At 32.7% G+C, this 25991-nt stretch carries 23 protein-coding genes; 18 read left to right on the forward strand and 5 right to left on the reverse strand.

Features of this window, described 5'->3' with window-relative positions; genetic code table 11:
* Window positions 1-19 precede the first annotated feature (19 nt).
* From recN to LG295_RS07120, 9 genes are all read left to right on the forward strand, one after another.
* Window positions 20-1696 carry a DNA repair protein RecN gene (gene recN, locus LG295_RS07080; RefSeq protein ID WP_107558667.1) on the forward strand — a complete coding sequence of 559 codons (1677 nt, stop codon included), beginning with the start codon at window positions 20-22 and terminating at the stop codon, window positions 1694-1696.
* A gap of 77 nt (window positions 1697-1773) precedes the next feature.
* Entirely contained in the window at window positions 1774-2670 is an 897-nt protein-coding gene (locus LG295_RS07085; RefSeq protein WP_325999115.1) for a phosphate acyltransferase, read from the forward strand.
* A gap of 314 nt (window positions 2671-2984) precedes the next feature.
* A complete protein-coding gene (buk, locus tag LG295_RS07090; RefSeq protein WP_107531781.1) occupies window positions 2985-4046 on the forward strand; it encodes a butyrate kinase in 1062 nt (353 codons plus the stop codon).
* Window positions 4047-4056: 10 nt separating this feature from the next.
* Window positions 4057-5478: a dihydrolipoyl dehydrogenase gene (lpdA, locus tag LG295_RS07095; protein WP_107558668.1), complete on the forward strand. Its 1422-nt coding sequence runs from the start codon at window positions 4057-4059 to the stop codon at window positions 5476-5478.
* A 16-nt stretch (window positions 5479-5494) separates the two neighbouring features.
* Window positions 5495-6493 carry a thiamine pyrophosphate-dependent dehydrogenase E1 component subunit alpha gene (locus tag LG295_RS07100; RefSeq protein WP_069792139.1) on the forward strand — a complete coding sequence of 333 codons (999 nt, stop codon included), beginning with the start codon at window positions 5495-5497 and terminating at the stop codon, window positions 6491-6493.
* Complete coding sequence (locus LG295_RS07105) at window positions 6486-7469, forward strand: alpha-ketoacid dehydrogenase subunit beta (RefSeq protein WP_107531779.1); 984 nt, start codon at window positions 6486-6488, stop codon at window positions 7467-7469. The genes LG295_RS07100 and LG295_RS07105 overlap by 8 nt, the downstream gene beginning before the upstream one ends.
* A gap of 12 nt (window positions 7470-7481) precedes the next feature.
* On the forward strand, window positions 7482-8774 hold the full coding sequence (locus tag LG295_RS07110; protein ID WP_107558669.1) for a dihydrolipoamide acetyltransferase family protein: 1293 nt from the start codon (window positions 7482-7484) through the stop codon (window positions 8772-8774).
* Between the two features lie 364 nt (window positions 8775-9138).
* On the forward strand, window positions 9139-9576 hold the full coding sequence (gene brxB / locus LG295_RS07115; RefSeq protein WP_107530800.1) for a bacilliredoxin BrxB: 438 nt from the start codon (window positions 9139-9141) through the stop codon (window positions 9574-9576).
* A gap of 12 nt (window positions 9577-9588) precedes the next feature.
* Window positions 9589-10581, forward strand: a complete 993-nt coding sequence (locus tag LG295_RS07120) for an aromatic acid exporter family protein (RefSeq protein ID WP_107530801.1) — start codon at window positions 9589-9591, stop codon at window positions 10579-10581.
* Between the two features lie 125 nt (window positions 10582-10706).
* Here LG295_RS07120 and prli42 read toward each other — a convergent pair whose 3' ends face one another.
* Window positions 10707-10805, reverse strand: coding sequence for a stressosome-associated protein Prli42 (prli42, locus tag LG295_RS07125; RefSeq protein ID WP_158256289.1), 99 nt, complete (start codon window positions 10803-10805; stop codon window positions 10707-10709).
* 209 nt (window positions 10806-11014) lie between these two features.
* Here prli42 and LG295_RS07130 point away from each other — a divergent pair, with 209 nt between their 5' ends.
* From LG295_RS07130 to LG295_RS07145, 4 genes are all read left to right on the forward strand, one after another.
* Window positions 11015-12145: a M20/M25/M40 family metallo-hydrolase gene (locus LG295_RS07130; protein WP_318832853.1), complete on the forward strand. Its 1131-nt coding sequence runs from the start codon at window positions 11015-11017 to the stop codon at window positions 12143-12145.
* Between the two features lie 74 nt (window positions 12146-12219).
* Window positions 12220-13629 (forward strand): NADP-dependent phosphogluconate dehydrogenase, encoded by a 1410-nt coding sequence (gndA, locus tag LG295_RS07135; protein ID WP_039068377.1) that lies wholly within the window; start codon window positions 12220-12222, stop codon window positions 13627-13629.
* A 222-nt stretch (window positions 13630-13851) separates the two neighbouring features.
* Window positions 13852-14865, forward strand: a complete 1014-nt coding sequence (locus tag LG295_RS07140) for a LacI family DNA-binding transcriptional regulator (protein ID WP_107530803.1) — start codon at window positions 13852-13854, stop codon at window positions 14863-14865.
* 1 nt (window position 14866) lies between these two features.
* Window positions 14867-16516: an alpha-glucosidase gene (locus LG295_RS07145; protein ID WP_107530804.1), complete on the forward strand. Its 1650-nt coding sequence runs from the start codon at window positions 14867-14869 to the stop codon at window positions 16514-16516.
* A gap of 318 nt (window positions 16517-16834) precedes the next feature.
* Here LG295_RS07145 and LG295_RS07150 read toward each other — a convergent pair whose 3' ends face one another.
* Window positions 16835-17707, reverse strand: coding sequence for an AraC family transcriptional regulator (locus LG295_RS07150; protein ID WP_107530805.1), 873 nt, complete (start codon window positions 17705-17707; stop codon window positions 16835-16837).
* Window positions 17708-18115: 408 nt separating this feature from the next.
* Window positions 18116-19600 (reverse strand): glucose-6-phosphate dehydrogenase, encoded by a 1485-nt coding sequence (gene zwf, locus LG295_RS07155; protein ID WP_107530827.1) that lies wholly within the window; start codon window positions 19598-19600, stop codon window positions 18116-18118.
* A 151-nt stretch (window positions 19601-19751) separates the two neighbouring features.
* Here zwf and rnz point away from each other — a divergent pair, with 151 nt between their 5' ends.
* Window positions 19752-20672, forward strand: a complete 921-nt coding sequence (gene rnz / locus LG295_RS07160) for a ribonuclease Z (RefSeq protein WP_107530806.1) — start codon at window positions 19752-19754, stop codon at window positions 20670-20672.
* A gap of 99 nt (window positions 20673-20771) precedes the next feature.
* Here the strand turns inward: rnz and proC are convergent, their stop codons facing one another.
* Entirely contained in the window at window positions 20772-21587 is an 816-nt protein-coding gene (gene proC, locus LG295_RS07165; protein WP_107530807.1) for a pyrroline-5-carboxylate reductase, read from the reverse strand.
* A 137-nt stretch (window positions 21588-21724) separates the two neighbouring features.
* On the opposite strand from proC, the gene LG295_RS07170 reads away from it, so the two are divergent.
* Window positions 21725-22474: an SDR family oxidoreductase gene (locus LG295_RS07170; protein ID WP_107530808.1), complete on the forward strand. Its 750-nt coding sequence runs from the start codon at window positions 21725-21727 to the stop codon at window positions 22472-22474.
* A 418-nt stretch (window positions 22475-22892) separates the two neighbouring features.
* Here the strand turns inward: LG295_RS07170 and LG295_RS07175 are convergent, their stop codons facing one another.
* Complete coding sequence (locus LG295_RS07175; protein ID WP_107530809.1) at window positions 22893-23807, reverse strand: aldo/keto reductase; 915 nt, start codon at window positions 23805-23807, stop codon at window positions 22893-22895.
* A gap of 159 nt (window positions 23808-23966) precedes the next feature.
* Here LG295_RS07175 and LG295_RS07180 point away from each other — a divergent pair, with 159 nt between their 5' ends.
* The 3 genes from LG295_RS07180 to xerD all read left to right on the forward strand — a co-directional run bounded on the left by LG295_RS07180 (window position 23967) and on the right by xerD (window position 25989).
* On the forward strand, window positions 23967-24509 hold the full coding sequence (locus LG295_RS07180) for an NUDIX hydrolase (protein WP_404475561.1): 543 nt from the start codon (window positions 23967-23969) through the stop codon (window positions 24507-24509).
* A 103-nt stretch (window positions 24510-24612) separates the two neighbouring features.
* Window positions 24613-25059, forward strand: a complete 447-nt coding sequence (locus tag LG295_RS07185; protein WP_017724534.1) for a Fur family transcriptional regulator — start codon at window positions 24613-24615, stop codon at window positions 25057-25059.
* A 42-nt stretch (window positions 25060-25101) separates the two neighbouring features.
* Window positions 25102-25989: a site-specific tyrosine recombinase XerD gene (xerD, locus tag LG295_RS07190; protein WP_107530811.1), complete on the forward strand. Its 888-nt coding sequence runs from the start codon at window positions 25102-25104 to the stop codon at window positions 25987-25989.
* Window positions 25990-25991: the final 2 nt, after the last annotated feature.

Genomic DNA, 25991 nt, shown 5'->3' on the forward strand with positions numbered 1-25991 from the left:
TAAGGAAGTGTTAAAAAGGATGCTACAAACTTTATCTATCAAACAATTCGCTATCATTGATGAACTAGAAGTTCACTTTGGTGATGGATTAACAGTGTTAAGTGGTGAAACTGGCGCAGGTAAATCGATTATTATCGATGCCATTGGACAACTGATTGGTATGCGCGCATCATCTAATTATGTAAGACATGGTGAGAAGAAAGCTATTATTGAAGGAATATTTGATATTGATGAAAGTAAAGAAGCCATTTCGATACTTGAAGCTTTAGACATCGACATAGATGAAGATTTTTTATTAGTTAAAAGAGAAATTTTCAGCACAGGTAAAAGTATTTGTAGGGTTAATAATCAAATAGTCACATTGCAAGATTTACGTAAAATTATGCAAGAGTTGTTAGATATCCATGGACAACATGAAACACAAACTTTATTAAAACAAAAATATCATCTACAATTACTCGACAACTATGCTGAAAATCAATATAAAAATTTACTTGAACAATACGTTACCACTTATGATCAATATAAAGCTAAAAAGAAAGAGCTTGAAGATTTAGAATCTGCTGATCAAGCCTTATTACAACGTCTAGATTTACTAAAATTCCAGTATGAAGAAATACAAGAAGCAAACTTGGTCGACGGTGAAGTTTCGCAACTCGAATCAGACATTAAACGTATACAAAATTCAGAGAATCTAAGTTTAGCTTTAAATAATGCGCATCTTACTTTAACAGACGAGCATGCGATTACAGATCGCTTATATGAATTGAGCAATCAATTGCAATCCATAAGTGATATTCTACCGGAAAAATACGACACGCTTAAAGAAGAAGTCGATCAATTTTACTATACTTTAGAAGATGCTAAACATCAGTTGTATGATGAATTGACCAATACTGAATTTGATGAGCACTACTTAAATGAACTTGAAGCTAGAATGAATGTTCTGAATGATTTAAAAAGAAAATATGGTAAAGATATTACTGAATTAATAAAATATCAAGACAAATTAGAAAATGAAATTAATAAAATCGAAAACTACGAAGAAAGCACTTCACAGTTAAGACAAGAAATTGAAAGCTTATATGAAGATGTAATTAAACTAGGTACAGAATTATCGCGTGAACGTCGAATTGTGGCACAAACCCTGCGCGATCATATCGTAGATGAAATTCAAAATTTACAAATGAAAGATGCTAATTTAGAAATTTCATTTAAACCTTTAGATGTTCCAAATCGAGAAGGTATTGAATTTGTAGAATTTTTAATCAGTCCTAATAAGGGAGAACCACTTAAAAGTTTAAATAAAATTGCTTCTGGTGGGGAATTATCACGTATAATGCTTGCACTTAAAACGATTTTCGTTAAAACACGAGGACAAACCGCAATATTATTCGATGAGGTAGATTCTGGAGTTTCAGGACAAGCAGCACAAAAAATGGCTGAAAAAATGAAAGGCTTAGCTAAGCATATTCAAGTAATTTGTATCTCTCATTTACCACAAGTTGCATCAATGAGCGATCATCATCTATTTATCAATAAAGATTCGGTAGATGACCGTACTACAACACATGTCCAAGAGCTATCAGGCTCAGAGCGTATAGATGAAATAGCAAGAATGATTTCAGGAGCTAGTGTAACTGATATCACACGTCAAAATGCTAAAGAAATGATAGAACAAAATCAACATGCCTAACGATGTACATTTTCAATAATTATTTATAGTGATATCAAATATAGTCACTTTATAAAATGAGAAAGGTGTTGATTTTTATGCAATATCAACATTTAATTGATTCTTCATATAATTTAAAGGGTAATGTTGCTATTTTATATGCAAATGATGAAAAAATGTTATCCGTTATCATGAAAGCGCTCGTTTTGACACAGATTGATGTATATTTATATGACACACAAGATCCTACAGAGATAATTCGCTCATTCGATATGGATCCACGATTACTCAATAGGATTCATATTCTTAATTTTAGTAACGACAACGAACTCTTTAAACAATGTGCTGATGATTTGTCTTCTGGTAAAGTATCAGTATTAGTCAAAGGTAATTTGATGTCATCAACATTATTATCCTTTGTACTGAGTAATAAAAGTTTTATTGCTAAACATGGTTTCTTAAATCACGTTGCATGTTTTAACATACCAACTTATCATAAAATATTGATGTTAAGTGATGTAGCATTAAATATTAATCCATCCGTTGAAGAAAAAAAGCAAATTATTAATAATTTAACTGAATTTTCTAAAGCACTAGGCTATGAACAGTTTAAAGTTGGTCTTCTTTCATCCGTTGAAAAACCTACTAAGAAAATCTTGTCATCTACGGATGCTGAAAAGCTCAAGCATATATTTAGTAGAACGACATCTGACTATTTATATGTCGATGGTCCATTAGCTTTTGATAACGCAATTAGTATGGAAAGTGTTATTAAAAAAAATATCAAGTCCCATGTAGCAGGTGATGTAGATGCATTATTGGTATCACATATAGATGTTGGTAACGCACTATACAAATCTTTCACTTATTTTGCAGGTGCACGTGTAGCTAGTTTAGTCTTAGGAGCAAAATTCCCGATTGTATTGACTTCAAGGACAGATACGAAACAAAATAAACTAGACTCATTAATACTAGCGCTGAAAATATTAAATTAATTTATTGATTACAAGAATTAATTAGGTGACTCAAACTAGTTAAGAATCATAGGTAGCAATTATCTGGAAACAGATATTTGAAAAAAATTAAATCAGCAAATTTTCTTTCATTTTCAATCCCTAATTTAACTTCAAAAATAGGTTATTAATTTTATAATGTAAGAAGTTGATGTAATATATAAGTAGATAATATAATTTATAAATACAATAAATTAGTTTGAGGCACTTAATATCCAACTATCTAACGTAATTGATTTTAAGTATTTAGGTCTAATGTCTAAGAGGTTTGTTATTTTCAAAAAGAAGGTGCTGCAATGGCTCGAATTCTAGTTTTAAATTTAGGTAGTACATCATCAAAAGTTGCGGTATATGAAGCGCATCAATGTATGTGGCATGAAACAATTCGACATGATATACAGCTTACATCTGCATCATTAATAGAACAAAAACCAGCAAGGCTCAAGGAAATTATAGCTTCTTTAAATCACACATCAGATTACACATTAAAAAGTTTTGATGCAATTGCATGTAGAGGTGGATTACTAAAACCAATGCAAGGTGGCGTTTATCATATAAATAACGAAATGTATAACAATCTTAAGGCATTTAAATATGGTGTACACGCATCTAATTTGAGTGGTATGATTGGTTATGAATTAGGAAAAGAGCTGAACATTCCTGCATTTACGATAGATCCCGTCGTTGTTGATGAGTTAATAGATATTGCAAAAGTGACAGGCTTAAAAAATATTGAACGACGTAGTATATTTCATGCATTAAATCAAAAAGCTGTTGCGAGATTATATGCATTATCGATTCATAAAACGTACGAAGATGTAAATGTTATCGTTGCACATATGGGCGGAGGTATAACCATTGGCGCACATAAAAATGGGCAAGTAGTAGATGTAAATGAAGGGTTGTTAGGTGAAGGTCCTTTTAGTCCAGAACGTGCCGGTTCAATACCCAATGATCAACTCTACGCATTTGGATACAAACTTAATTTCACACCACAAGAGATGAATCACTTTTTAAGTAAAAAAGGTGGTTTCATTAGTATGTTCAAAACAAATGATTTAAAATTATTATCGGATAAATATGATTCAAACTCCGAAGTTAAATTAGCATTTGATGCGTTAGCATATCAAATTTCTAATGCTATTGGAGCTCGGTCAATTATTTTCCGCGGACAGGTAGATCAAATTATTTTAACGGGTGGTTTAAGTTACAATAAATTATTAGTTCAAAAAATAATATCGTTCGTTGATTGGATTGCACCTGTAACAATATATCCAGGCGAAAAAGAAATGGATACATTGGCGTTACGTACATCAAACGTACTAGACGGAAAAGAAAAGGTTAAAGCTTATAGTTAGGAGTATTAATATGTCAGAAGAAAAATATGATTTAGTCATTCTTGGTGGAGGTACTGCGGGTTATGTATCTGCGATAAGAGCTTCACAATTAGGAAAGAAAGTGGCACTTGTAGAAAAATCATTACTTGGTGGCACTTGTTTACATAAAGGATGCATTCCGACAAAAGCATTATTAAAATCTGCGGAAGTTATGCGTACAATCACAAACGCAATTGATTATGGCGTGGATGTTGAAGGGTTCAAATTAAATTTTGCGCGTGTTCAAGAACGAAAAAATGAAGTAGTAAATCAAATGTTTAGCGGTGTTAACCATTTGATGGAACATAACAGTATCGATGTATTTAATGGTACAGGTAGGATATTAGGACCTTCTATATTCTCGCCACAAAGTGGCACGATTTCTGTAGAATACGAGGATGGTGAATCTGAATTAATACCCAATAATAATGTCCTCATAACTACAGGATCACAACCTATGTCTTTATCTTTTCTACCGTTTGATCATAAAGTTGTCCTTTCTAGCGATGATATCTTGCAATTAGAACAATTGCCAAATAATCTAGCTATTATTGGTGGCGGCGTTATCGGTTTAGAATTTGCTTCTTTGATGACAGATTTTGGTGTCGATGTAACTGTAATTGAGGCAGGTCCGCGCATTTTACCAACTGAAAGTAAAATAGTTGCCAAAACTTTAAGAAAAGAATTAACGGATAGAGGCGTGACATTTTATGAAAATACACAATTATCTGAGTCTGATATAACAGTCAATGAAGATCATATTAATATCACATTAAATGACGAAATAGTACAATTTGAAAAATCATTGATTTCTATTGGCAGACTGCCTAATACCGAAGATATTGGATTAAATAATACAAAGATTCAGTTAACAGATAAAAAGCATATCCGTGTTAATGAATATCAGCAAACTGATGATAAACATATCTACGCAGCGGGTGATTGCATCGGTAATTTACAATTGGCACATGTTGGCTCTAAAGAAGGCATGATTGCAATTGAACATATGTTTGATCAATCACCACTTCCAATTGATTACAATAAAATGCCGAAATGTGTTTACACGCAACCCGAAGTGGCGAGTATTGGGCTGAATATGGACCAAGCTAAATCTGAAAACATTAAAGCAAAAGCAGTTAAAGTACCTTTCAAAGCGATTGGTAAAGCAGTTATTGAAAACACCACTAATCAAAGTGGCTTTTGTGAAGTAATCATTGATCAAGAACAAGATACTGTGTTAGGACTTAATATGATTGGTCCCCATGTCACAGAATTAATTAACGAAGTGTCACTATTCCAATTTATGAATGGTTCAACTTTAGAACTCGGCCTAACAACACATGCACATCCATCATTATCTGAAGTATTGATGGAGTTAGGCTTGAAGGTTGAGAACAGATCGATTCACGTTTAATTTAGGAGGAAATAAGATGTTTGATTATAAATCAGTTGGACTAGAAGAGTCTGATTTAAAAGCAATGTATAAATGGATGGATTTAGGGCGTAAAATAGATGAACGTATGTGGCTATTAAACCGTGCAGGTAAAATACCATTTGTTATTAGTTGTCAAGGACAGGAAGCTACTCAAATAGGTATGGCGTATGCTATGCAAGAAGGTGATATTTCTTCACCTTATTATAGAGATTTAGCGTTTGTAACCTATATGGGTATGACAGCTTTAGACTCGATGTTAGCAGCATTTGGTAAACGTGATGATATAAGTTCAGGTGGGAAGCAAATGCCGTCACATTTCAGTAAACGTGAAAAAGGTATTCTATCTCAAAGTTCACCTGTTGGCACACAAATTGTACATGGTGTTGGAGCAGCATTAGCTTTGAAAATGGATAATAAACCAAATATTGCTATGGCTACAGTGGGTGAAGGTAGTTCAAACCAAGGTGATTTCCATGAAGGCTTAAACTTTGCAGGCGTGCACAAATTACCGTTTGTATGTGTTATTGAAAATAATAAGTATGCTATTTCTGTACCAGATTCTCTACAATATGGCGCTGAAAAATTATCTGATCGTGCTATTGGTTATGGTATGCACGGTGAACATGTTGATGGCAACGACCCAATTGCGATGTATAAAGTCATGAAAGAAGCTAGAGAACGAGCATTAAATGGTGGTGGTTCTACATTAATTGAAGCCATGTGTACAAGAATGACAGCCCATTCGTCAGATGATGATGATAAATATCGTACTAAAGAAGAGCGTGAAGAATTAAAATCATTAGACTGTAATCTTAAATTTAAAACATTTCTTCTTGAGGAAGGCATTATAAACGAACAATGGTTAGAAAAAGTTGACAGTGAACATAAAGAAATTGTAAACCAAGCAACTAAAGAAGCCGAAAAAGCACCTTATCCGTCGCCAGAAGAAACATATACACATGTCTATGAAGAAGGGAGTTTAGACAATGCCTAAATTAAGTTACTTAGAAGCAATCCAACAAGGGCTCGACCAAGCTATGGAAAAGGATAACGATGTATTTGTATTAGGAGAAGACGTCGGGAAAAAAGGTGGCGTATTTGGTGTCACTTTAGGTTTACAACAAAAATATGGTGAAGCACGTGTTTTAGATACGCCGTTAGCAGAGTCAAATATCGTAGGAACAAGTATTGGTGCAGCTATGTTAGGCAAACGTCCTGTTGCAGAAATACAATTTGCCGAGTATATTTTACCTGCGACAAATCAAATTATGAGTGAAGCTGCAAAAATGAGATATCGTTCAAATAATGATTTTCATTGCCCTATTACGATTCGCTCTCCATTTGGCGGCGGTATTCACGGTGCGCTTTATCACTCGCAAAGTGTAGAATCTATATTTGCTAACACACCAGGGCTCACAATTGTTATCCCATCTACACCATATGACGCGAAAGGGTTATTATTAGCTTCAATTGAGTCAAATGACCCAGTACTATATTTCGAGCATAAAAAAGCTTATCGTTTACTTAAAGAAGAAGTTCCAGAATCATATTATACAGTTCCAATTGGTAAAGCAGATGTTAAACGTGAAGGCGATGATATTACTGTGTTTACCTATGGACTTTGTGTAAATTATTGTATTCAAGCAGCCGATATGCTATCAGAAGATGGTATCAATGTAGAAGTTGTGGATTTACGTACAGTTTATCCTTTAGATAAACAAACGATTATTGAAAGAGCAAAATTAACAGGTAAAGTTTTATTAGTAACAGAAGATAATTTAGAAGGTAGTGTTATGTCTGAAGTAGCTGCTATAATAGCAGAAAACTGTCTGTTCGACTTAGATGCCCCAATAATGAGACTCGCAGGTCCCGATGTTCCAGCAATGCCATTTGCGCCAACACTCGAAGACGAGTTTATGATTAATCCAGATAAAATAAAAATTAAAATGCGTGAACTCGCAGAATTCTAAGGAGGCACAATCATGGAAATAAAAATGCCTAAACTCGGCGAAAGTGTTCATGAAGGTACTATAGAACAATGGCTTGTTTCAGTAGGAGATAAAGTTGAAGAATATGATCCTTTATGTGAAGTTATTACTGATAAAGTCACTGCAGAGGTACCTTCATCATATGCAGGTACAATAACCGAAATCAAAGTTGATGAAGGCGATACAGTAGCGGTAGATGAGATTATTTGTCTACTAGATACTGGTAACGAGCAGAATGAAACTGAACAAGATCAAACAACTGAGAATCAATCTGAAGACATTAAAGAAGATTTAACTAACAAACAAACAAGTAGTAACAATATCCAAAATGATTCAGCTTCAACTACTGCTAATACTAGTGCAGAGGGACCTAAAAACAATGGCCGTTATTCACCTGTCGTCTTCAAATTAGCTTCTGAAAATCAAATTGATTTAGGTCAAGTTGTAGGCACAGGCTTTGAAGGTCGTGTAACGAAGAAAGATATAGAGAAAGTCATTAAAGAAGGAACAAACAAATCACCTTCTACAATTGTAGCGCCAAAAGATTCTCCTAAAGTATCACAACAATCAGCGTATAATGATCCATCACCAGGTTCATCAATTCCAGTTAATGGCGTACGTAAACAGATAGCTCAAAATATGGTAAATAGTGTTAACGAAATACCTCATGCTTGGATGATGGTAGAAGCAGATGCAACTAACTTAGTTAAAACACGTAATTATCATAAGCATAGCTTTAAAGAAAGTGAAGGCTATAACCTTACGTTCTTTGCGTTTTTCGTTAAAGCAGTTGCTGAAGGATTAAAAGCTTATCCATTATTAAATAGCAGCTGGCAAGATTCTGAAATAGTGATGCATAAAGATGTTAATATCTCTATAGCAGTCGCAGATGAAGATAAATTATACGTGCCTGTAATTAAAAATGCTGATGAAAAGTCAATTAAAGGTATCGCTCGAGAAATTAACGAATTAGCGCAAAAAGCACGCAATAAGAAATTACGCTCAGAAGATATGCAAGGTGGTACTTTTACTGTAAATAATACAGGTACATTTGGGTCAGTATCTTCTATGGGTATAATTAATCATCCTCAAGCAGCAATATTACAGATTGAGTCCGTGATTAAAAAACCAGTAGTAATTGATGATATGATTGCAATACGAAATATGGTTAACTTATGTATATCGATCGACCATCGTATTTTAGATGGCTTACAAGCAGGTAGATTTATGAACTTCGTAAAAACACGTATCGAACAATATTCAATTGAACATACAAGTATTTACTAATTCACTACAAATTAATAAAGTTGAGAAAATTTTAGGCTGAGACATAAGATATATGTCTTAGCCTAAAATTTTATATAATTAATGTAGTTGTTTTGCCTTTCAATAATAAGCTACAAATTAATTATATTAGCAATATAAATAACGCAAAAATTGAAAATGGGCTTTCAAGTCTTTTAAAAAATATAAATTTTGAACAAGAAGAAGTAACTTATAATTAATCTAATAACTTTTATTTTGCTATATAATCTATGTCCAAAAAGCAAATATTTTTGAAAGTTTATTGAATCGTGTGTACACATGTTGAACAATTGAATATATATTAGTAGAATGAAGATATCAATTCGAAATGAAAGGTGAATTTATTATGGACTTAAACTTTGATTTATATATGACAGATGTAGTTAATCAAGCACGTAATGAAATTGAAGAAGCGGGTTACGAACAATTAACATCTGCAGAAGAAGTAGATAACGTTTTAAAACAAGAGGGAACAACATTAGTAATGGTCAATTCTGTTTGTGGATGTGCAGGTGGTATTGCGAGACCAGCAGCCACGCATGCATTGCACTATGATAAACTACCAAATCGTCTTGTTACTGTTTTTGCTGGTCAAGATAAAGAAGCTACACAACAAGCTAGAGACTATTTTGAAGGCTTTGCTCCATCAAGTCCATCGTTCGCCTTAGTTAAAGATGGTAAAGTCACAGAAATGATTGAAAGGCACCAAATCGAAGGCCATGATGTGATGGATGTGATTAATCAATTACAAAACTTATTCGACACTTATTGTGACGAAAAATAGAGGTCTTATTAGATGATGAGTTTAAATCCATATCGAATCGGATTTAGAACAATTAAGACTGCAGTTGGAATGGCGCTAGGAATCATAATTGCTAAATTAATGGGTTTAGATAATTTTGCTTCCAGTGCCATTTTAGTTGTTTTGTGCATCAAACATACTAAAGTACATTCACTACAAGCAATTGTTTCTCGTTTTGTATCATGTCTTATGGTGCTAATTCTAGGTTCTGTTGCTTTTAGTATGTTAGGACAAAGTGCGATTGTTTTAGGTCTAATTGTACTGTTTTTTATACCGTTAACAGTAGTATTTAAAGTACAAGAAGGCGTTGTAACCAGTTGCGTCATTTTATTACACGTTTTCAATGCATCAGTTATTGATTTGCAATTGTTTTACAATGAGATCCTTCTTTTAATCGTAGGTCTGGGAATTGCATTCTTAATGAACGTTATTATGCCTAGTTTAGATAATAATTTAAAACATTATAAACAAGAAATTGAACAACAATTTACTTATATTTTTGAACAGTTTAGCAATACATGTACAAAGCCAAATAATAATGTAAATATCGCTTTTGACGAATTAAAATATACGATTCGCAAAGCAAAATCCATCGCTTTTAGAGATGTTAAAAATCATTTTGTTAGAAATGAAAACTCTTATTACCATTATTTTGATATGCGTGAGGAACAATTAGAGCTTTTACGTCGAATGTCTGCAATCATTGAAAACATTGAAACTAAAGACTGTTTATTGTCTAAAATATCTAATTTGTTTGCAGAAGTAGCTACCAATGTAAATAGCAATGATTACACTGTGCTACGTCTACACTCATTATATGAGATAAGGTTAGAATTAAACAAATTAGAATTGCCAACTACGCATGAAGGGTTTAGAACACGTGCGAATCTATTACAATTATTGAATGAATTAGAAGCATATTTAGCTGTTAAATCACAATTTGGCTCATTACGTCTACACAGCGATCAAAAACCTGCAGCAACATAAAAAGCTCACACATAGTATGAGAGCGGTTTGAGTTTATATACTCTGCCTTGTACCTATACTATGTGTGAGCTTCGTTTATTTTAAGAGATTGATATACAACATTTAAACTTACACTTAATTAATGATTAATTCACTAGTGGAACGACACTTGTTAATATCAATGCAAGTACAACAGCTACTAACATTATTACGATAATAACTCTCAATACTTTATTATTGTTCAACGTATATTCCTCCAAATCATTGAAAATAGGATTAATCTGTATCTGTTCATTTATAACATTTAACCAACTATATTCAAATTTAAATTCATTTTATATTGTCATTATAGCATATGATCAGTCTGAACACAGAGTCATATTTGTTTTACTACAATATATATTTCGTTAAACTAAACGAGAGGACACATAAATATAAGAATGGGGAATTATAAATGATAAATAAAAAACGACTTATTGATACTTTCTTAGAATTAGTAAAAATCAATTCTGAGAGTGGTAAGGAACAAGCCATACAACAATTCCTTAAATCCAAATTTGAAGCTTTAGGTGTTATTGTAAAAGAAGATAATGCAAGCATTAATGAAAATTTGGGCGCTAATAATTTAGTTTGCACATTAAAAGCAACAGAAAATATGAATCATGTAGATAAAGTATATTTTACAAGTCACATGGACACAGTAACGCCAGGTGAAGATATTAAACCCCAAATTAAAGATGACGGCTACATATATTCTGACGGAACTACGATTTTAGGCGCTGATGATAAAGCTGGATTGGCATCTATCTTGGAACTTGTACAAACAATAAATGACAATAAATTATCACATGGTCAAATACAATTCGTTATAACAGTGGGCGAAGAATCTGGATTGGAGGGAGCAAAAGCTTTAGATCATACATTATTGGATGCTGATTACGGTTATGCAATTGATGCAAGTGTTGATGTGGGTAAGACAGTTACCCACGCTCCTACACAAATGAAAGTTAATGCGACAATATATGGTAAAACAGCACATGCAAGCACACCTAATAAGGGAATCAGTGCAATTAATATAGCTGCAAAAGCCGTAAGTGAAATGAAGTTGGGTCAAATTGATGCGTTTACGACTGCTAATATCGGTCGCTTTGAAGGGGGTTCTGCTACAAATATCGTTGCAGATAAAGTTACGCTTAAAGCTGAAGCACGATCACATTCTGAGTCAAGTATACAGGCTCAAGTAGAACATATGCAGTCTGTTTTTGAAGAAACCGCTCAAAAATACGGCTGTACTGCTGATGTTGAAATAATAAAAAGTTATCCCGGCTTTGAAATTGCAAATGATGCACTAGTTACCAAAGTAGCTAAGTCAAGTGCTGTCGCTTTAGGATTAGCTCCTGAGACTGTGATTGCTAGCGGTGGATCGGATGGCAACATCATCAATCAATTAGGTATACCAACTGTAATTTTAGGTGTAGGGTATGAAAATATCCATACTACTGATGAACGTATGCCTATTAGTTCATTAAATCTGTTAGCAGAACAGTTAATTAAGATTGTTGAAATAATTAGTCAGAAATCTTAAAACTGATTAAGTGAATATTCTTACGTCTTTATGATACAATATACTAGAAAACTTTAATAAGAGAGGTTAGTAATATGACACAACAAATTGGTGTAGTAGGTTTAGCCGTAATGGGTAAAAACCTTGCTTGGAATATTGAATCACGTGGATACAGCGTTTCTGTTTTTAATCGCTCATCTGCAAAAACGGATGAAATGGTTACAGAATCTGAAGGTAAGAACATACATCCAACATACTCTATAGAGGAATTTGTTAATTCTCTAGAAAAACCCCGCAAAATTTTATTAATGGTAAAAGCTGGACCTGCAACAGATGCAACAATTGATAGCTTATTACCATTATTAGATAACGATGATATCTTAATTGATGGTGGTAATACGAACTATCAAGATACTATTAGACGTAATAAAGCACTTGCTGAAAGTGGTGTTAACTTTATCGGAATGGGTGTATCTGGTGGTGAAGTTGGTGCATTAACTGGTCCTTCATTAATGCCAGGCGGTCAAGAAGACGCATTCGATAAAGTAAGTCATATTTTAGAATCAATCTCAGCCAAAGCTGATGACGGCGCTGCTTGTGTTGCTTATATCGGTCCTAACGGTGCGGGTCACTACGTAAAAATGGTGCACAATGGCATTGAATATGCAGATATGCAATTAATTGCAGAAAGTTATGCAATGATGAAAGATTTACTAGGTATGTCTCATGAAGAAATTTCAAAAACTTTTAAAGATTGGAATGCTGGCGAATTATCAAGTTATTTAATCGAAATTACTGGTGATATCTTTACTAAATTAGATGAAGGTAAAGACGAAGCTTTAGTTGAACAAATTCTAGATACTGCCGGCCAAAAAGGCACAGGTAAATGGACATCAATCAACGCTTTAGAATTAGGTATCCCTTTAACAATTATAACTGAGTCAGTATTTGCTCGTTTTATTTCTTCAATCAAAGAAGAGCGTGTTAATGCTTCTAAACAATTAAATGGCCCAAGTGCTAAATTCGAAGGAAATAAAGATGAGTTCCTTGAAAAAATTCGTAAAGCATTATATATGAGTAAAATTTGTTCATATGCACAAGGTTTCGCTCAAATGAGAAAAGCTAGTGAAGATAACGAATGGAATTTAAAACTAGGCGAATTAGCTATGATTTGGCGTGAAGGTTGTATTATTCGTGCACAATTCTTACAAAAAATCAAAGAAGCATATGATAATGATACTGAATTACAAAACTTATTATTAGATCCATACTTCAAAGATATTGTAACGAATTATCAAGATGCATTACGCGATGTAGTTGCAACTGGTGTTCAAAACGGTGTGCCAACACCTGGTTTCTCTGCAAGTATTAACTATTATGATAGCTATCGCTCAGAAAACTTACCAGCTAACTTAATCCAAGCTCAACGTGATTATTTTGGTGCACATACTTATGAGCGTAAAGATCGTGATGGTGTATTCCATACACAATGGATTGAAGATTAAGATTAACACTTAATTTCATTTTAAAGAAATGAACTACCCGTAACTAAAGACATATGTTTTTAGTTGCGGGTAGTTTTTGTATCTTGCAAATCTTAATAAGTAACAAACCATCCAATTTATGCAAGCGTTTGCACAAATTCTTTGACATGCTAAACGCCTTTAATTATTATAAGAGTTAGTAACATAAAGTATCATTTTGAAACTAAATAAAGGATGACGTTTATGGTCACAATTAAAGACATTGCACAAGCAGCAAATGTTTCAGCTTCAACTGTTTCGAGAGTCATTCGTGGCAATCCAAGAATTAGCATGGCTACACGTGAAAAAGTAAAGGCAACTATGAAAGCTTTGAATTATCAACCAAATCAAGCGGCGAGAACGTTAGCTACAAAACAGTCAAATACAATTGGTATTATACAAAAGTCTGTTTCTATTGAAGAAAGTCAAAATCCATTTGTATTAGATGTACTTTCGGGTATTTTTAGTGAATCTAAAAAACATGGTTATTCCACAATTTCAACTACAAATGGTGAAACTATTAGAATAGAACTAGAAGTTCAAGAAATGATTCATTATCATTCTGTTGATGGCTTTATAGTCCTTTATTCTAAAAAGGATGACCCTATCATTGATATATTAAAGGCACATGCTATGCCATATGTGATTATTGGCAAGTCTTTAACAAATGATGACATCATACATATAGATAATGACAATGTAAGTGCATCGCAGTCATTAACACGTCTCTTAATTGATAAAGGACATAATAAATTTTTATTTGTAGCAGAAACTGGCGACTATGAAGTTGTAAAAGATAGGATAGCTGGCCATCTAAACGCTATAGAACAAGATGGCTCAGTTACGGAAATTGTATATTTTGATAAAAATCGCCAGTATATTAGGTCGTTTTTTCAAGAGCTCATTAAACATCGTACATTACCTACTGTCGTAATTACATCCGACACATTACTGAACCACCTAATATTGAGTGTTTTTTATGAATTAAAGTTGCATATTCCTACAGACATTCAAACGGCAACATTTAACGATTCTTATTTAAATGTATTTGCATCTCCACCACAAACAACGGTGAATATCTATCCAAAATTGCTCGGTGAAGTAGCTGCTGAATCAGCTATAAATGTAATACAAGGGCACGATATAGTAGATTTTAATAAATTAATACAAACATCAATTATTGAACGTGATTCAACGACAACAATTCAGGAGGTATAGTATGAACAAACAATGGTGGAAAGAAGCAGTAGCGTACCAGGTTTATCCGAGAAGTTTTAATGATGCTAATAATGATGGTATCGGTGATTTACCTGGTGTTATTGAAAAGTTAGATTACTTAAATGAATTAGGGATTGATGTGATATGGTTAAGTCCTATGTATAAATCTCCTAATGACGATAACGGTTATGATATTAGTAATTATACTGATATTATGGATGAATTTGGAACAATGGACGATTTTAATTCCTTGCTTGAAGGTGTTCATCAACGTGGTATGAAATTAATTCTTGATCTAGTTGTTAATCATACGTCTGATGAACATCCATGGTTTATAGAATCCAAATCTAGTAAAGATAATCCTAAACGTGATTGGTATATATGGCAAGAACCAAAACCTGATGGATCAGAACCTAATAATTGGGAAAGTATATTTAATGGTTCTACATGGGAATATGATGAAATAACAGGTGAATATTACTTCCACTTATTTAGCAAAAAACAACCAGACTTAAATTGGGACAACGCAGAGGTTCGTAATGCTATTTTTGAAATGATGAATTGGTGGTTTGAAAAAGGAATTGATGGTTTTAGAGTAGATGCTATCACTCATATTAAGAAATCGTTTGAAGCAGGAGATTTACCTGTTCCAGAAGGCAAAACTTATGCCCCTGCATTTGATGTGGATATGAATCAACCTGGAATTCAAACTTGGTTACAAGAAATGAAAGAAAAATCATTGAGTCAGTACGATATAATGACAGTCGGTGAAGCAAATGGTGTAAATCCGGAAAATGCAGTAGAATGGGTAGGTGAAAATAAAGGAAAGTTTAATATGATATTTCAATTTGAGCATTTGGGCTTATGGAATACCGGTGATTCTAAATTTGATGTCAAAGCCTATAAAGATGTTCTTAATAGATGGCAGAAACAATTAGAGCATATAGGATGGAATGCATTATTTATAGAAAACCATGACCAACCCCGTCGCGTCTCAACATGGGGAGACGATCAAAATTATTGGTATGAATCAGCTACAAGCCATGCTACTGTTTATTTCTTACAACAAGGCACGCCATTTATTTATCAAGGGCAAGAAATTGGTATGACAAATTATCCTTTTGAAAGTGTAGAAACCTTCAATGATGTTGCAGTAGTTAACGAATATAATATTGTTAAATCACAAAATGGAGATGTTTCTGCATTATTGGAAAAACATAAAATGGAAAACAGGGATAATTCAAGAACACCAATGCAATGGAATGATCAAACAAATGGTGGTTTTTCAGAACATAGTCCTTGGTTTCCTGTAAATCCAAATTATAAAACAATTAATGTTGCTAAACAGCAACAAGATCCAAACTCAATATTAAACTTTTATAAATCATTAATTGTTTTAAAAAAATCTGATGATATATACACATATGGTACATTCGACTTAGTAGATAAGAATAATGAACAAGTATTTGCTTATACTAGAACATTAAACAACAAAAAAGTACTAATTGTAGGTAATTTAACAAATCAAACTGCTACGTTTAATTATGATGGCCCAGTCAATGAGAATAATATTTTACTTCATAATTATAAGGATGAAGCAATAGATATTAATACAATCAAACCTTTTGAAGCATTTGTTGTATCTATATAATAAATAACGTTTGAGAAATAAATAGATCGACAAATGAAAAGAATCTAATAAAAAAGTATAGGTTAACGACATCTAATTTTTAATAAGATAAACGTCAACCTATACCAATATTAATATTTTAATTATATTCAATACAGCTTCTGAACAGATTTTGAATTTAAATTTTTACTAACTTTAAGAAACTACCAACATATATTCTTTTTTAACCTTACTGCCAGCAAAACGTCTGTTTTTGTGGGCAGTTATTCATTTATACACTTTAGATAGGCTTTTGTATCAATACAACAAACTTGTAATCGTTCTTCATAACGACACTACTTAAAAATCATCTGTTACATATTGTTCTTGATCAACAGGCATCCATAATTGAACTTTGGTGAATGGATCGTCAAATGAAATATCAAAAGGATAAATTTCTACATAAAGACTATTATGTTCGTATGGTAAAGTCATCTGTAAGCTAGTTTCAATATAATACCAAGCTTCATTTACTACGTAATCGAGTTCTCCTTGCAAATTAAATTTTGCATATTGTCTTTCTGGTAAAAAACGACTTTCTAAATGAGCAGGGTATCTATCACTTGGAACACCAACAAATATTTCCATACCTTCATCTAATGGACAGTTAACGACAAACAATTCATGAGGGCTAATATCATTATAGCGTTGAAGCTCAGTTATTTTACCTTCATTTAGTAAATCGTCTAAAAAATCTGGCACTTTAAATGGATTTTCTAAATGTTCTGAATCAACAAACTGAGCATAACCCACTAATGAAATACCTTGTGTATCCTCTAAACGATAAGCATTTGGCGGTTTTTCTGTTGTTGTAAGTTTGATATAAAGTCGAGCTTGCATCTTTAATTCATCACGCTTTGTATTTACTTGTATAGGTGAGACACCATGAAAATCGCTAAAGTCATTTGCAAAATCATTTGTGTTAGCATAATTATATTTTTTTGCAACATCTACTAATCGACTTGATCCACTGATAATATCTTTTGCTGCCAAAGTCATTCTACGAGCTCTAGCATATTCAGTGGGGGATTGACCAACTATCATTTTAAAAGATTGATCAAGATGATAAGGTGAAAGACCAACGTAATCACTGAGTGATTGCAAATGAAAAGGCTCTAGCAAATGATCCTCAATATAAACAATTGCCTGTTGTATTTGCTTGATAACGTCCAAAACTTTCACTCCTAATTTTCAATTAACTACTTTTCACTTTTCAAACCATATTAATGCTATATCTACATGTTTTGCATGTTTACTAATTAAGTATATTCTACATCATTTTCGTTCCACTTACATCTAAAAAATAATCAATAGGGTAAAATGTAAATAACTGGGTTTAATCAACTGTTTTACTTCAACAAATTAAATAATAACACAAAAAAGATATAAGAAAAAAGAGAGCGAGACTGAAATCAAATATTTATAATTGATTTCACGTCATGCTCTCTTAATATAAATCTGTTAATAATCAAAAATGAAGTAGTTAATATAGGTCACTCAATACATCAAAACTTAATAACTAGATAATAAAGGTTTTATAAAGCAACTATATATACAAACCACATATTTTTCACTTAATTATTAATGAATATCGTCCCACCAATGGAAACCATCTCTACTTAAAAGTAAATCACTTTCTAATGGACCATTTGTACCTGCTTCATAGTTTGGGAATTCTGGTTCGTTTTGATTCCATTCTTCTTGTATAGCATCTACAAATTTCCAAGTAGATTTTAATTCTTCCCAATGAGTAAAGTTTGTGGCATCTCCATTTAAACAATCAAAGAGTAAGTTTTCATATGCATCTACTGTATTCATCTTATCTTGAGCACTCATAGCGTAAGATAATTGCACAGGTTCAGTTTCAATACCTTGGACATTTTTCTTCGCATTTAAATGTAGTGATACGCCTTCATTAGGTTGGATATTAATAACAAGTAAATTAGAATCTAATTTTTTATCTGTTTCATAATATAAATTCATAGGTACTTCTTTGAATTCAACGACTACTTGGATTGTTTTGCTCTTCATTCGTTTACCAGTTCTAATATAGAACGGTACGCCAGCCCATCTAAAGTTATCGATCGTTAATTTCCCTGATACAAAAGTAGGCGTTGTAGAATCTTCAGCTACTCTATCTTCATCTCTATATTTAGGAACTTTTTTACCATCAATCGTGCCTTCGTCATATTGGCCGCGGACAAAGTTGTGGCGTACTTCTTCTGTTTCAAGTTTACGTAATGACTTTAATGCTTTAACTTTTTCGGCTCTGATGTCTTCACTATTTAAGCTGATCGGCGCTTCCATCGCAAGTAGGGCAACCATTTGTAACATATGGTTTTGTACCATATCTTTTAGCGCACCACTAGATTCGTAATAACCGCCTCTGTCTTCAACACCAAGAACTTCAGAAGATGTAACTTGAATATTAGAAATATATTTATTGTTCCACAGAGGTTCAAACATTGCATTGGCAAAACGTAATACTTCAATATTTTGTACCATATCTTTCCCTAAATAATGATCGATACGATAAATTTCTTCTTCTTTAAATGAACGACGCAATTGCTCATTTAAATTTTCAGCTGATGCTAAATCTGTACCAAATGGTTTTTCAATAACAAGGCGTTTGAAGCCTGTTGTATCTGTTAATCCAGATGATTTCAAATAATCTGAAATTACACCGAAGAATTTAGGTGCCATTGCTAAATAAAATAGTCTATTGCCTTTTAGCTGGAATTCACTATCAAGCTTATTACTTACTTCTAGTAATGATTGATAACTCGCTTCATCACTAACATCATGCTTATGATAAAAAACGTGTTCCATAAATTTATCTAAATGTTTTGTATCTTTAACATGTTCTTGTATTGATGACTTCACTTGATTACGGAAATCATCATTTGTTAAGTCTCTTCTACCAATACCAATTATAGCAACTTGCTCATTTAAATTTTCTTGTTGATATAAATGGAACAATGACGGGAATAATTTTCTATGACTCAAATCCCCAGTTGCACCAAAAATTGTTATTAAGCATGGAATGTCTTTATTTTTAGTATTCAAGATCAAAACCTCAATTCTTTTTAATAAATCTGTATTTATTATAGAACAATAATCAAACATGTTCCTACCATTTTGCTTGAAAGAATTTATTTTTAATATATTTTTTATTCTTTTCTGTGATAAAATGTGAACAAGAAGAGGAGGCATATGCATGGAAATCACATTTTTTGGTACGAGTGCTGGTCTACCAACAAAAGAACGTAACACACAAGCTATCGCTTTAAATTTGGAACCATACTCCAATAGTATCTGGTTGTTTGATGTAGGGGAAGCTACACAACACCAAATCTTGCATCACTCTATAAAATTAGGTAAAGTTGATCATATTTTTATTACGCATATGCATGGCGATCATATTTTTGGCTTACCCGGTTTATTAACAAGTAGATCTTTTCAAGGTGGCGAAGGAAAACCTTTAACTGTCGTCGGACCAAAAGGTATAAAAGCATTTATAGAAACAACTTTGCAATTGTCTGAATCGAAATTAAATTATCCAATTACATACATAGAAATAGAAGACCATTTATCATATCAAAATAATGGTTTTAATGTGGAAGCACATATGTTAAAACATGGTATACCGTCATTTGGTTATCGTATTGAAGCACCTTATACATCTGGAAAAATTGATGTAGTTGCCCTTAAAGAAATAGGTCTTGAGCCAGGACCTAAATATCAAGAAGTTAAAAACAATGAAACTTTTGAGTATAATGGCCAAATTTATACTTCGAAAGACTTTAAAGGAGAAGCAACCAAAGGACCTGTTATCGCAATATTTGGTGATACAATGCCATGTAACAATGAAGCACTTATTGCAGATAAAGCAAATGTTATGGTCCATGAAAGTACATATATAGAAGGTGATAAATCTTTAGCAAATAATTATCATCACAGTCACATCGAAGACGTGTTTGACTTAATAGAAACAGCACAAGTGGAATATAGTTTAATCACACATTTAAGCAATCGATATACTCTCGATGAAATAGAGGATATTAGTTTAGCACTTAAATCTAGACCTTCAACACCACCATTTACCTTCGTTAAAGATTTTGATTCTTGGACATTTTAATTACTCATTTAAATTAAAAAATGTGGTTGAGACATTTCTTCTGTCTTAACCACATTTTTTATAAATTATTAACAAAACGTCAATGACACTAAATTTAAATTATTCTTCATCTTGGTTTGATAATTCAACACTTCGGTTGACTGCTGCTCTTAAACAATCTTCAAAGATACTTTCTAAGTCATGTTGACTTAATGCATTTAAGCCAGCTTGTGTTGTACCACCTTTAGAAGTTATGTTCTTTCTTAGCTGTTCCATGCTTAATTCTGAGCGTTCAATCATTTTACTTGTTCCAATAATTAAATTACGTATAGATTCTTCAACTTGAGCTTTTTCAAGCCCTAGTCTAGTCCCAGCAGTGACATACTGTTCAAAAACATGATATAAAAATGCTGGTCCGCTTCCAGTAATAGCTGTCACTTGATGTAAATTATCTTCAGAGACTTCTATCGCTGAACCGAATGCATTAATTAAACTATCAACTTCTTCTTTTGATTTTGCCCCAAAGTTACTAGAAAAACTAATACCTGTTACAGAATGACCGACGTGTGCATTCGTATTTGGCATAATACGAGCAACTGGGCTGTTAAAATCTAATTTTTCACGAATATAACTAATTGGTAAACCAGCCATAATTGATATAAATTTATTATTTTCAACAATATACGGTTTGATTCTTTCTGCTAAATCATCAAAATCATAAGGTTTTGTTCCTAAGAATACATAATCTGCATCCTTTAATAAAGCTTCATCATCATAGCTGTAATTAACACCTAATTCATCAGCATATTCTTTTAAAGCAACTTCATTTGAACGATTTGTTAAATATATATCGTTAGAATCAATAACATTTGAATTAACGATACCTGTAAAAATTGCATGTGCCATATTACCAGCACCATAAAATACTAGTTTCATGTGAACATTTCACTTCCTCTAAGTTTTTATGTATCCATACTAACATAGTTTTAACATATGGCTAATATTTATAGATGACACATATAAATCTTTTCATTTATACTGGAATTAAATTAACAAAGGGGAGGGATGTCTATATGATTGGCAAGCATTATGTGTTGACTGGAGGGACAAGCGGGTTAGGTCAAGCTTTATTAGAACTATTATTAAATAAACAGGTACATGTAACCGTGCTAGCACGAAATCCACAAAAGATAGCAAATAAGTATGATACTTCATTATTAACAGTCTTAAAATGTGATTTACAGTCTCAAGAACAAATTTTAAATCTCAAAAATCAATTTAATGGCAAAACAATTGATGGGATTATCTATAGTTCAGGATTAGGTTACTTTAAATCTATAGAACAACATTCAACAGAGGAGATGCTTGATACTTATAACTTGAACGTAGTTAATTTCAATACATTATTAACTACGTTACAACCATTTTTTAGTCGCTTTCCTACAATCGTTGGTATTGGTAGTCAATCTGCATTTTTAACACAAGCTTATGCAGCACATTACGGGGCCAGTAAATCTGCATTTAATCAAGTGCTAAATGCATTACGTATTGAAAAAACTAATTATCATGTATTAACAGTTAATACAGGACCAATTGCTACACCGTTCCACGAGAAAGCCGACCCATCATTAGCCTTTGCTCAAAAATATAAAAGCATTATGCTTGATCCTTATGAATTAGCACATAAAATTATAAAAGGGATGCTCAGTACCAAACAAGAAATCAATGAACCTAAATGGATGCATTTATTTTTACGAATATACCAAATAGCACCACGATTCGTCGAAAAACATTTCACATTCCTGTTTAAAAACAAAATGTAAAGAACCACTCTCAATTTATTGAGTTAGTGGTTCTTATGCATGAGCGTAAGTTCATGTGATTGACTTCTGAAAATACGTCATTTCAAGTCTTCATTGATAGAGTAAGTCGAGTCATATTATAATTTTTAATCAAAAGGCACCTCGTTCATTGAGTTTAGTAGTGCTTATTAAATTATTAGTAAGGGCTTATTTTTGTACTAAAATGCACGATTTTTAACGTTTTTGTAACGTACTGACGCCAAGGGGAAGAGTATAAGTGAGAGACTACAGGCTCGAACCATATCCAAGGCAAGCACGCACGATCAAAAAAGTGAGATTTTTATATAAAAAGACTAATCCATTTTTAAATACGGATTAGCCCTTTAATTAGAGCATAGGGATATATGCCCCATGCTCTTGGTACATGCGTTTTAGCTCATTATTTCAAATGTTGTGTATATTCTAAATTTTTAGCTCTTTCACGAGCAGCTTTTAATTGTTCCAAACTAATATCTCTTGAAAGCTGATAGTTCTTCACATTCTCATCTAATTGATCCACGCTACTTGCGCCAACTATAATCGAGCCTAGCGCGTCATGCGAAGTAAGATAATTAAATGTTAAACCTGTTAAATTACTTTCTATTTCTTTAATAGAAGCAATAGTTTCTCCTAATTCTTGATAACTATAATCAAAAATACCTTCAGCAAACTTATCATCTAAAGCTTGATTACTATTAGAAGTTAATAATCCTTTAAATACTGGTCCACGAGCGAGTACTTTCACCTTTTGTGCATGTATATCATCCAATAATGCTTCTGGTCTATTATCAATTAAGTTAAATTGTGACATTAATGTTTCTATATCACTATGCTTTAAATAATAGTCAATTACATTTGGACGTATGGAAGAAATCCCATAAGCACGTATTAAGCCTTCTTGTTTTAACTCATCAAACGCACTAATTGTTTCATCCAATGGGTCATCGATAGTACCACCGTGCAATTGATATAAATCTAAATGATTTAATCCTAAACGTTTTAGCGAATCTTTCACAGCTTCTTTTATATAAGTTTTTGATGGGTCCCAAAAAGTAGAACCATCTTCAGCTAAATGATTACCAACTTTTGTACCTATAACGATATCATCTCTATCCTGGTATTTTTTTAATGCCTTACCCACGATAGCTTCATTGATACCTTTATCATAAATATCTGCTGTATCAAAATAAGTAATGCCATGTTCTACCGCACGTTCAATAATAGGTTCTGCTTCATTATAATCAGTACCTAAACTCATACAACCTAAACCTAATTCTGAAACCTCGATACCACTTCTTAATACATTTTTTTGCATGTCGTTTCTCCTTTCGATACACTTAAATCATAGGGTGCAAAAACAATATATGCAATATTACTTAATTTGATGTGTATATTAACTGTAATAGTTGCTCCCTACATACTGCCGTATATATCTTAACAATAACTCAAATCAAATAAAAGGAACGTGATTAAAATGAACCTATACGAAAAGACAATACATAAAACATCCATTTACCAGGGGTCCATTATTGATTTAGAAGTACACGATGTTGAATTACCCGATGGTAAAACATCTAAACGTGAACTTGTTTATCACAACGGCGCAGTAGCAGTCTGTGCATTAACACCTGAGAATAAAGTGTTACTTGTTAAACAATTTCGTAAACCAGCTGAAAAACCATTATTAGAAATTCCGGCAGGCAAACTAGAAATAGATGAAGTGCGTGCAGAAGCGGCTAAGCGTGAACTAGAAGAAGAAACCGGCTATATTGCTGATGATTTAGAATTAATAACTGAGATGTATGGGTCTCCTGGTTTTTCAAATGAAAAAATATCAATTTATTTAGCTAAAGACTTAAAAATAGGTCAAATGAATTTAGATGATGATGAATTTATTGAATTAGAACAGTATTCTATATTAGAAGTCAAAGACATGTTGAAAAACAAAGAACTTGAAGACGCTAAAACGATTATCGCATTACAACACTTACTCCTTAATTATAATGATTATAAATAAGGAACGCGTATACTTGCGTATTTTATCAATTACTGGTATTTTATATATAAATCATTATACAAATTAAAATGATTATAATTATTAGTAGGGGAGTGAGGCTTCCGTGGAAGAACGTCTAAATCGCGTGAAGCAACAATTACAACAATCTTCATATAAACTAACGCCACAACGTGAAGCGACGTTACGTGTATTAATTGAAAATGAGAAAGATCATTTAAGTGCCGAAGATGTATATTTAAAAGTAAAAGACAAAGCACCTGAAATAGGTCTAGCTACTGTGTATCGTACACTTGAGTTATTATCAGAACTTAAAGTAGTTGATAAAATTAATTTTGGAGATGGCGTTGCTCGATTTGATTTGCGTAAAGAAGGCGCAAAACATTTCCACCATCATCTCGTTTGTATGGAATGTGGTAAAGTTGAAGAAATTGAAGAAGATTTATTACCTCAAGTAGAAGAACGCGTTGAACAGGATTTTGATTTTAGAATCTTAGATCACCGTTTAACATTTCATGGCGTATGCTCAAATTGCCAAGCTCAAGGTAAATAATCTTGTACAAACAAAAACCTTTTATGAATAGAGGTGTTAAGCTTGGATGATATAATTGAAGAATATTTGAAATTTATACAATTAGAAAAAGGTTTGAGCACAAATACCATAGGTGCATATCGTAGAGATTTAAAAAAATACAAAGACTTTATAGAACTTCAAAAAATCAGTCACATTGATTTTGTAGATAGACAAGCTGTACAACTATGCCTTGGTCACTTACATGATGAGGGAGCATCCGCAAAATCATTAGCGCGTTTTATATCAACGGTTAGGAGTTTTCACCAATTTGCTTTAAGAGAAAAATACGCTGCAAAAGATCCGACTGTGCTAATTGAAACACCGAGATATGATCGTAAATTGCCTGACGTATTAGAAATTAATGAAGTGTTAGCTTTATTAGAAACACCAGACCTTTCAAAAAATAACGGTTACAGAGACCGTACAATGTTAGAGCTTCTGTATGCTACAGGTATGCGTGTTTCTGAGTTAATTCAAATTGAGCTTGAAGATATCAATTTAATTATGGGCTTTGTTAAAGTGTTCGGTAAAGGGAACAAAGAACGTATCATTCCATTAGGAGATGCGGTTATCGATTATTTGACTACATATATTGATACGGTAAGGCCACAATTATTAAAAAGAACCGTAACGGATGTGTTATTTTTAAACATGCATGGCAAACCTTTATCTAGACAGGCGATATGGAAAATGATCAAACAAAATGGTGTCAAAGCAAATATTAACAAATCTTTAACACCACATACCTTAAGGCATTCATTTGCAACACATTTATTAGAAAATGGAGCAGACTTACGAGCTGTTCAAGAAATGTTAGGACATTCCGACATTTCTACAACTCAACTGTATACACATGTATCAAAATCACAAATTCGTAAAATGTATAATGAATTCCATCCACGTGCATAAAC

The organism is Staphylococcus pseudoxylosus, assembly GCF_044794325.1.
Taxonomy (GTDB): domain Bacteria; phylum Bacillota; class Bacilli; order Staphylococcales; family Staphylococcaceae; genus Staphylococcus; species Staphylococcus pseudoxylosus.

Coding starts and splice junctions, on each gene's coding strand:
- brxB (WP_107530800.1), top strand. CDS start 9,139: ATGGACTTAAACTTTGATTTATATATGACAGATGTAGTTAATCAAGCA.
- LG295_RS07140 (WP_107530803.1), top strand. CDS start 13,852: ATGGTCACAATTAAAGACATTGCACAAGCAGCAAATGTTTCAGCTTCA.
- LG295_RS07100 (WP_069792139.1), top strand. CDS start 5,495: ATGTTTGATTATAAATCAGTTGGACTAGAAGAGTCTGATTTAAAAGCA.
- recN (WP_107558667.1), top strand. CDS start 20: ATGCTACAAACTTTATCTATCAAACAATTCGCTATCATTGATGAACTA.
- LG295_RS07180 (WP_404475561.1), top strand. CDS start 23,967: ATGAACCTATACGAAAAGACAATACATAAAACATCCATTTACCAGGGG.
- LG295_RS07145 (WP_107530804.1), top strand. CDS start 14,867: ATGAACAAACAATGGTGGAAAGAAGCAGTAGCGTACCAGGTTTATCCG.
- rnz (WP_107530806.1), top strand. CDS start 19,752: ATGGAAATCACATTTTTTGGTACGAGTGCTGGTCTACCAACAAAAGAA.
- gndA (WP_039068377.1), top strand. CDS start 12,220: ATGACACAACAAATTGGTGTAGTAGGTTTAGCCGTAATGGGTAAAAAC.
- LG295_RS07120 (WP_107530801.1), top strand. CDS start 9,589: ATGATGAGTTTAAATCCATATCGAATCGGATTTAGAACAATTAAGACT.
- proC (WP_107530807.1), bottom strand. CDS start 21,587: ATGAAACTAGTATTTTATGGTGCTGGTAATATGGCACATGCAATTTTT.
- LG295_RS07170 (WP_107530808.1), top strand. CDS start 21,725: ATGATTGGCAAGCATTATGTGTTGACTGGAGGGACAAGCGGGTTAGGT.
- lpdA (WP_107558668.1), top strand. CDS start 4,057: ATGTCAGAAGAAAAATATGATTTAGTCATTCTTGGTGGAGGTACTGCG.
- LG295_RS07175 (WP_107530809.1), bottom strand. CDS start 23,807: ATGCAAAAAAATGTATTAAGAAGTGGTATCGAGGTTTCAGAATTAGGT.
- LG295_RS07085 (WP_325999115.1), top strand. CDS start 1,774: ATGCAATATCAACATTTAATTGATTCTTCATATAATTTAAAGGGTAAT.
- LG295_RS07130 (WP_318832853.1), top strand. CDS start 11,015: ATGATAAATAAAAAACGACTTATTGATACTTTCTTAGAATTAGTAAAA.
- buk (WP_107531781.1), top strand. CDS start 2,985: ATGGCTCGAATTCTAGTTTTAAATTTAGGTAGTACATCATCAAAAGTT.
- LG295_RS07110 (WP_107558669.1), top strand. CDS start 7,482: ATGGAAATAAAAATGCCTAAACTCGGCGAAAGTGTTCATGAAGGTACT.
- LG295_RS07105 (WP_107531779.1), top strand. CDS start 6,486: ATGCCTAAATTAAGTTACTTAGAAGCAATCCAACAAGGGCTCGACCAA.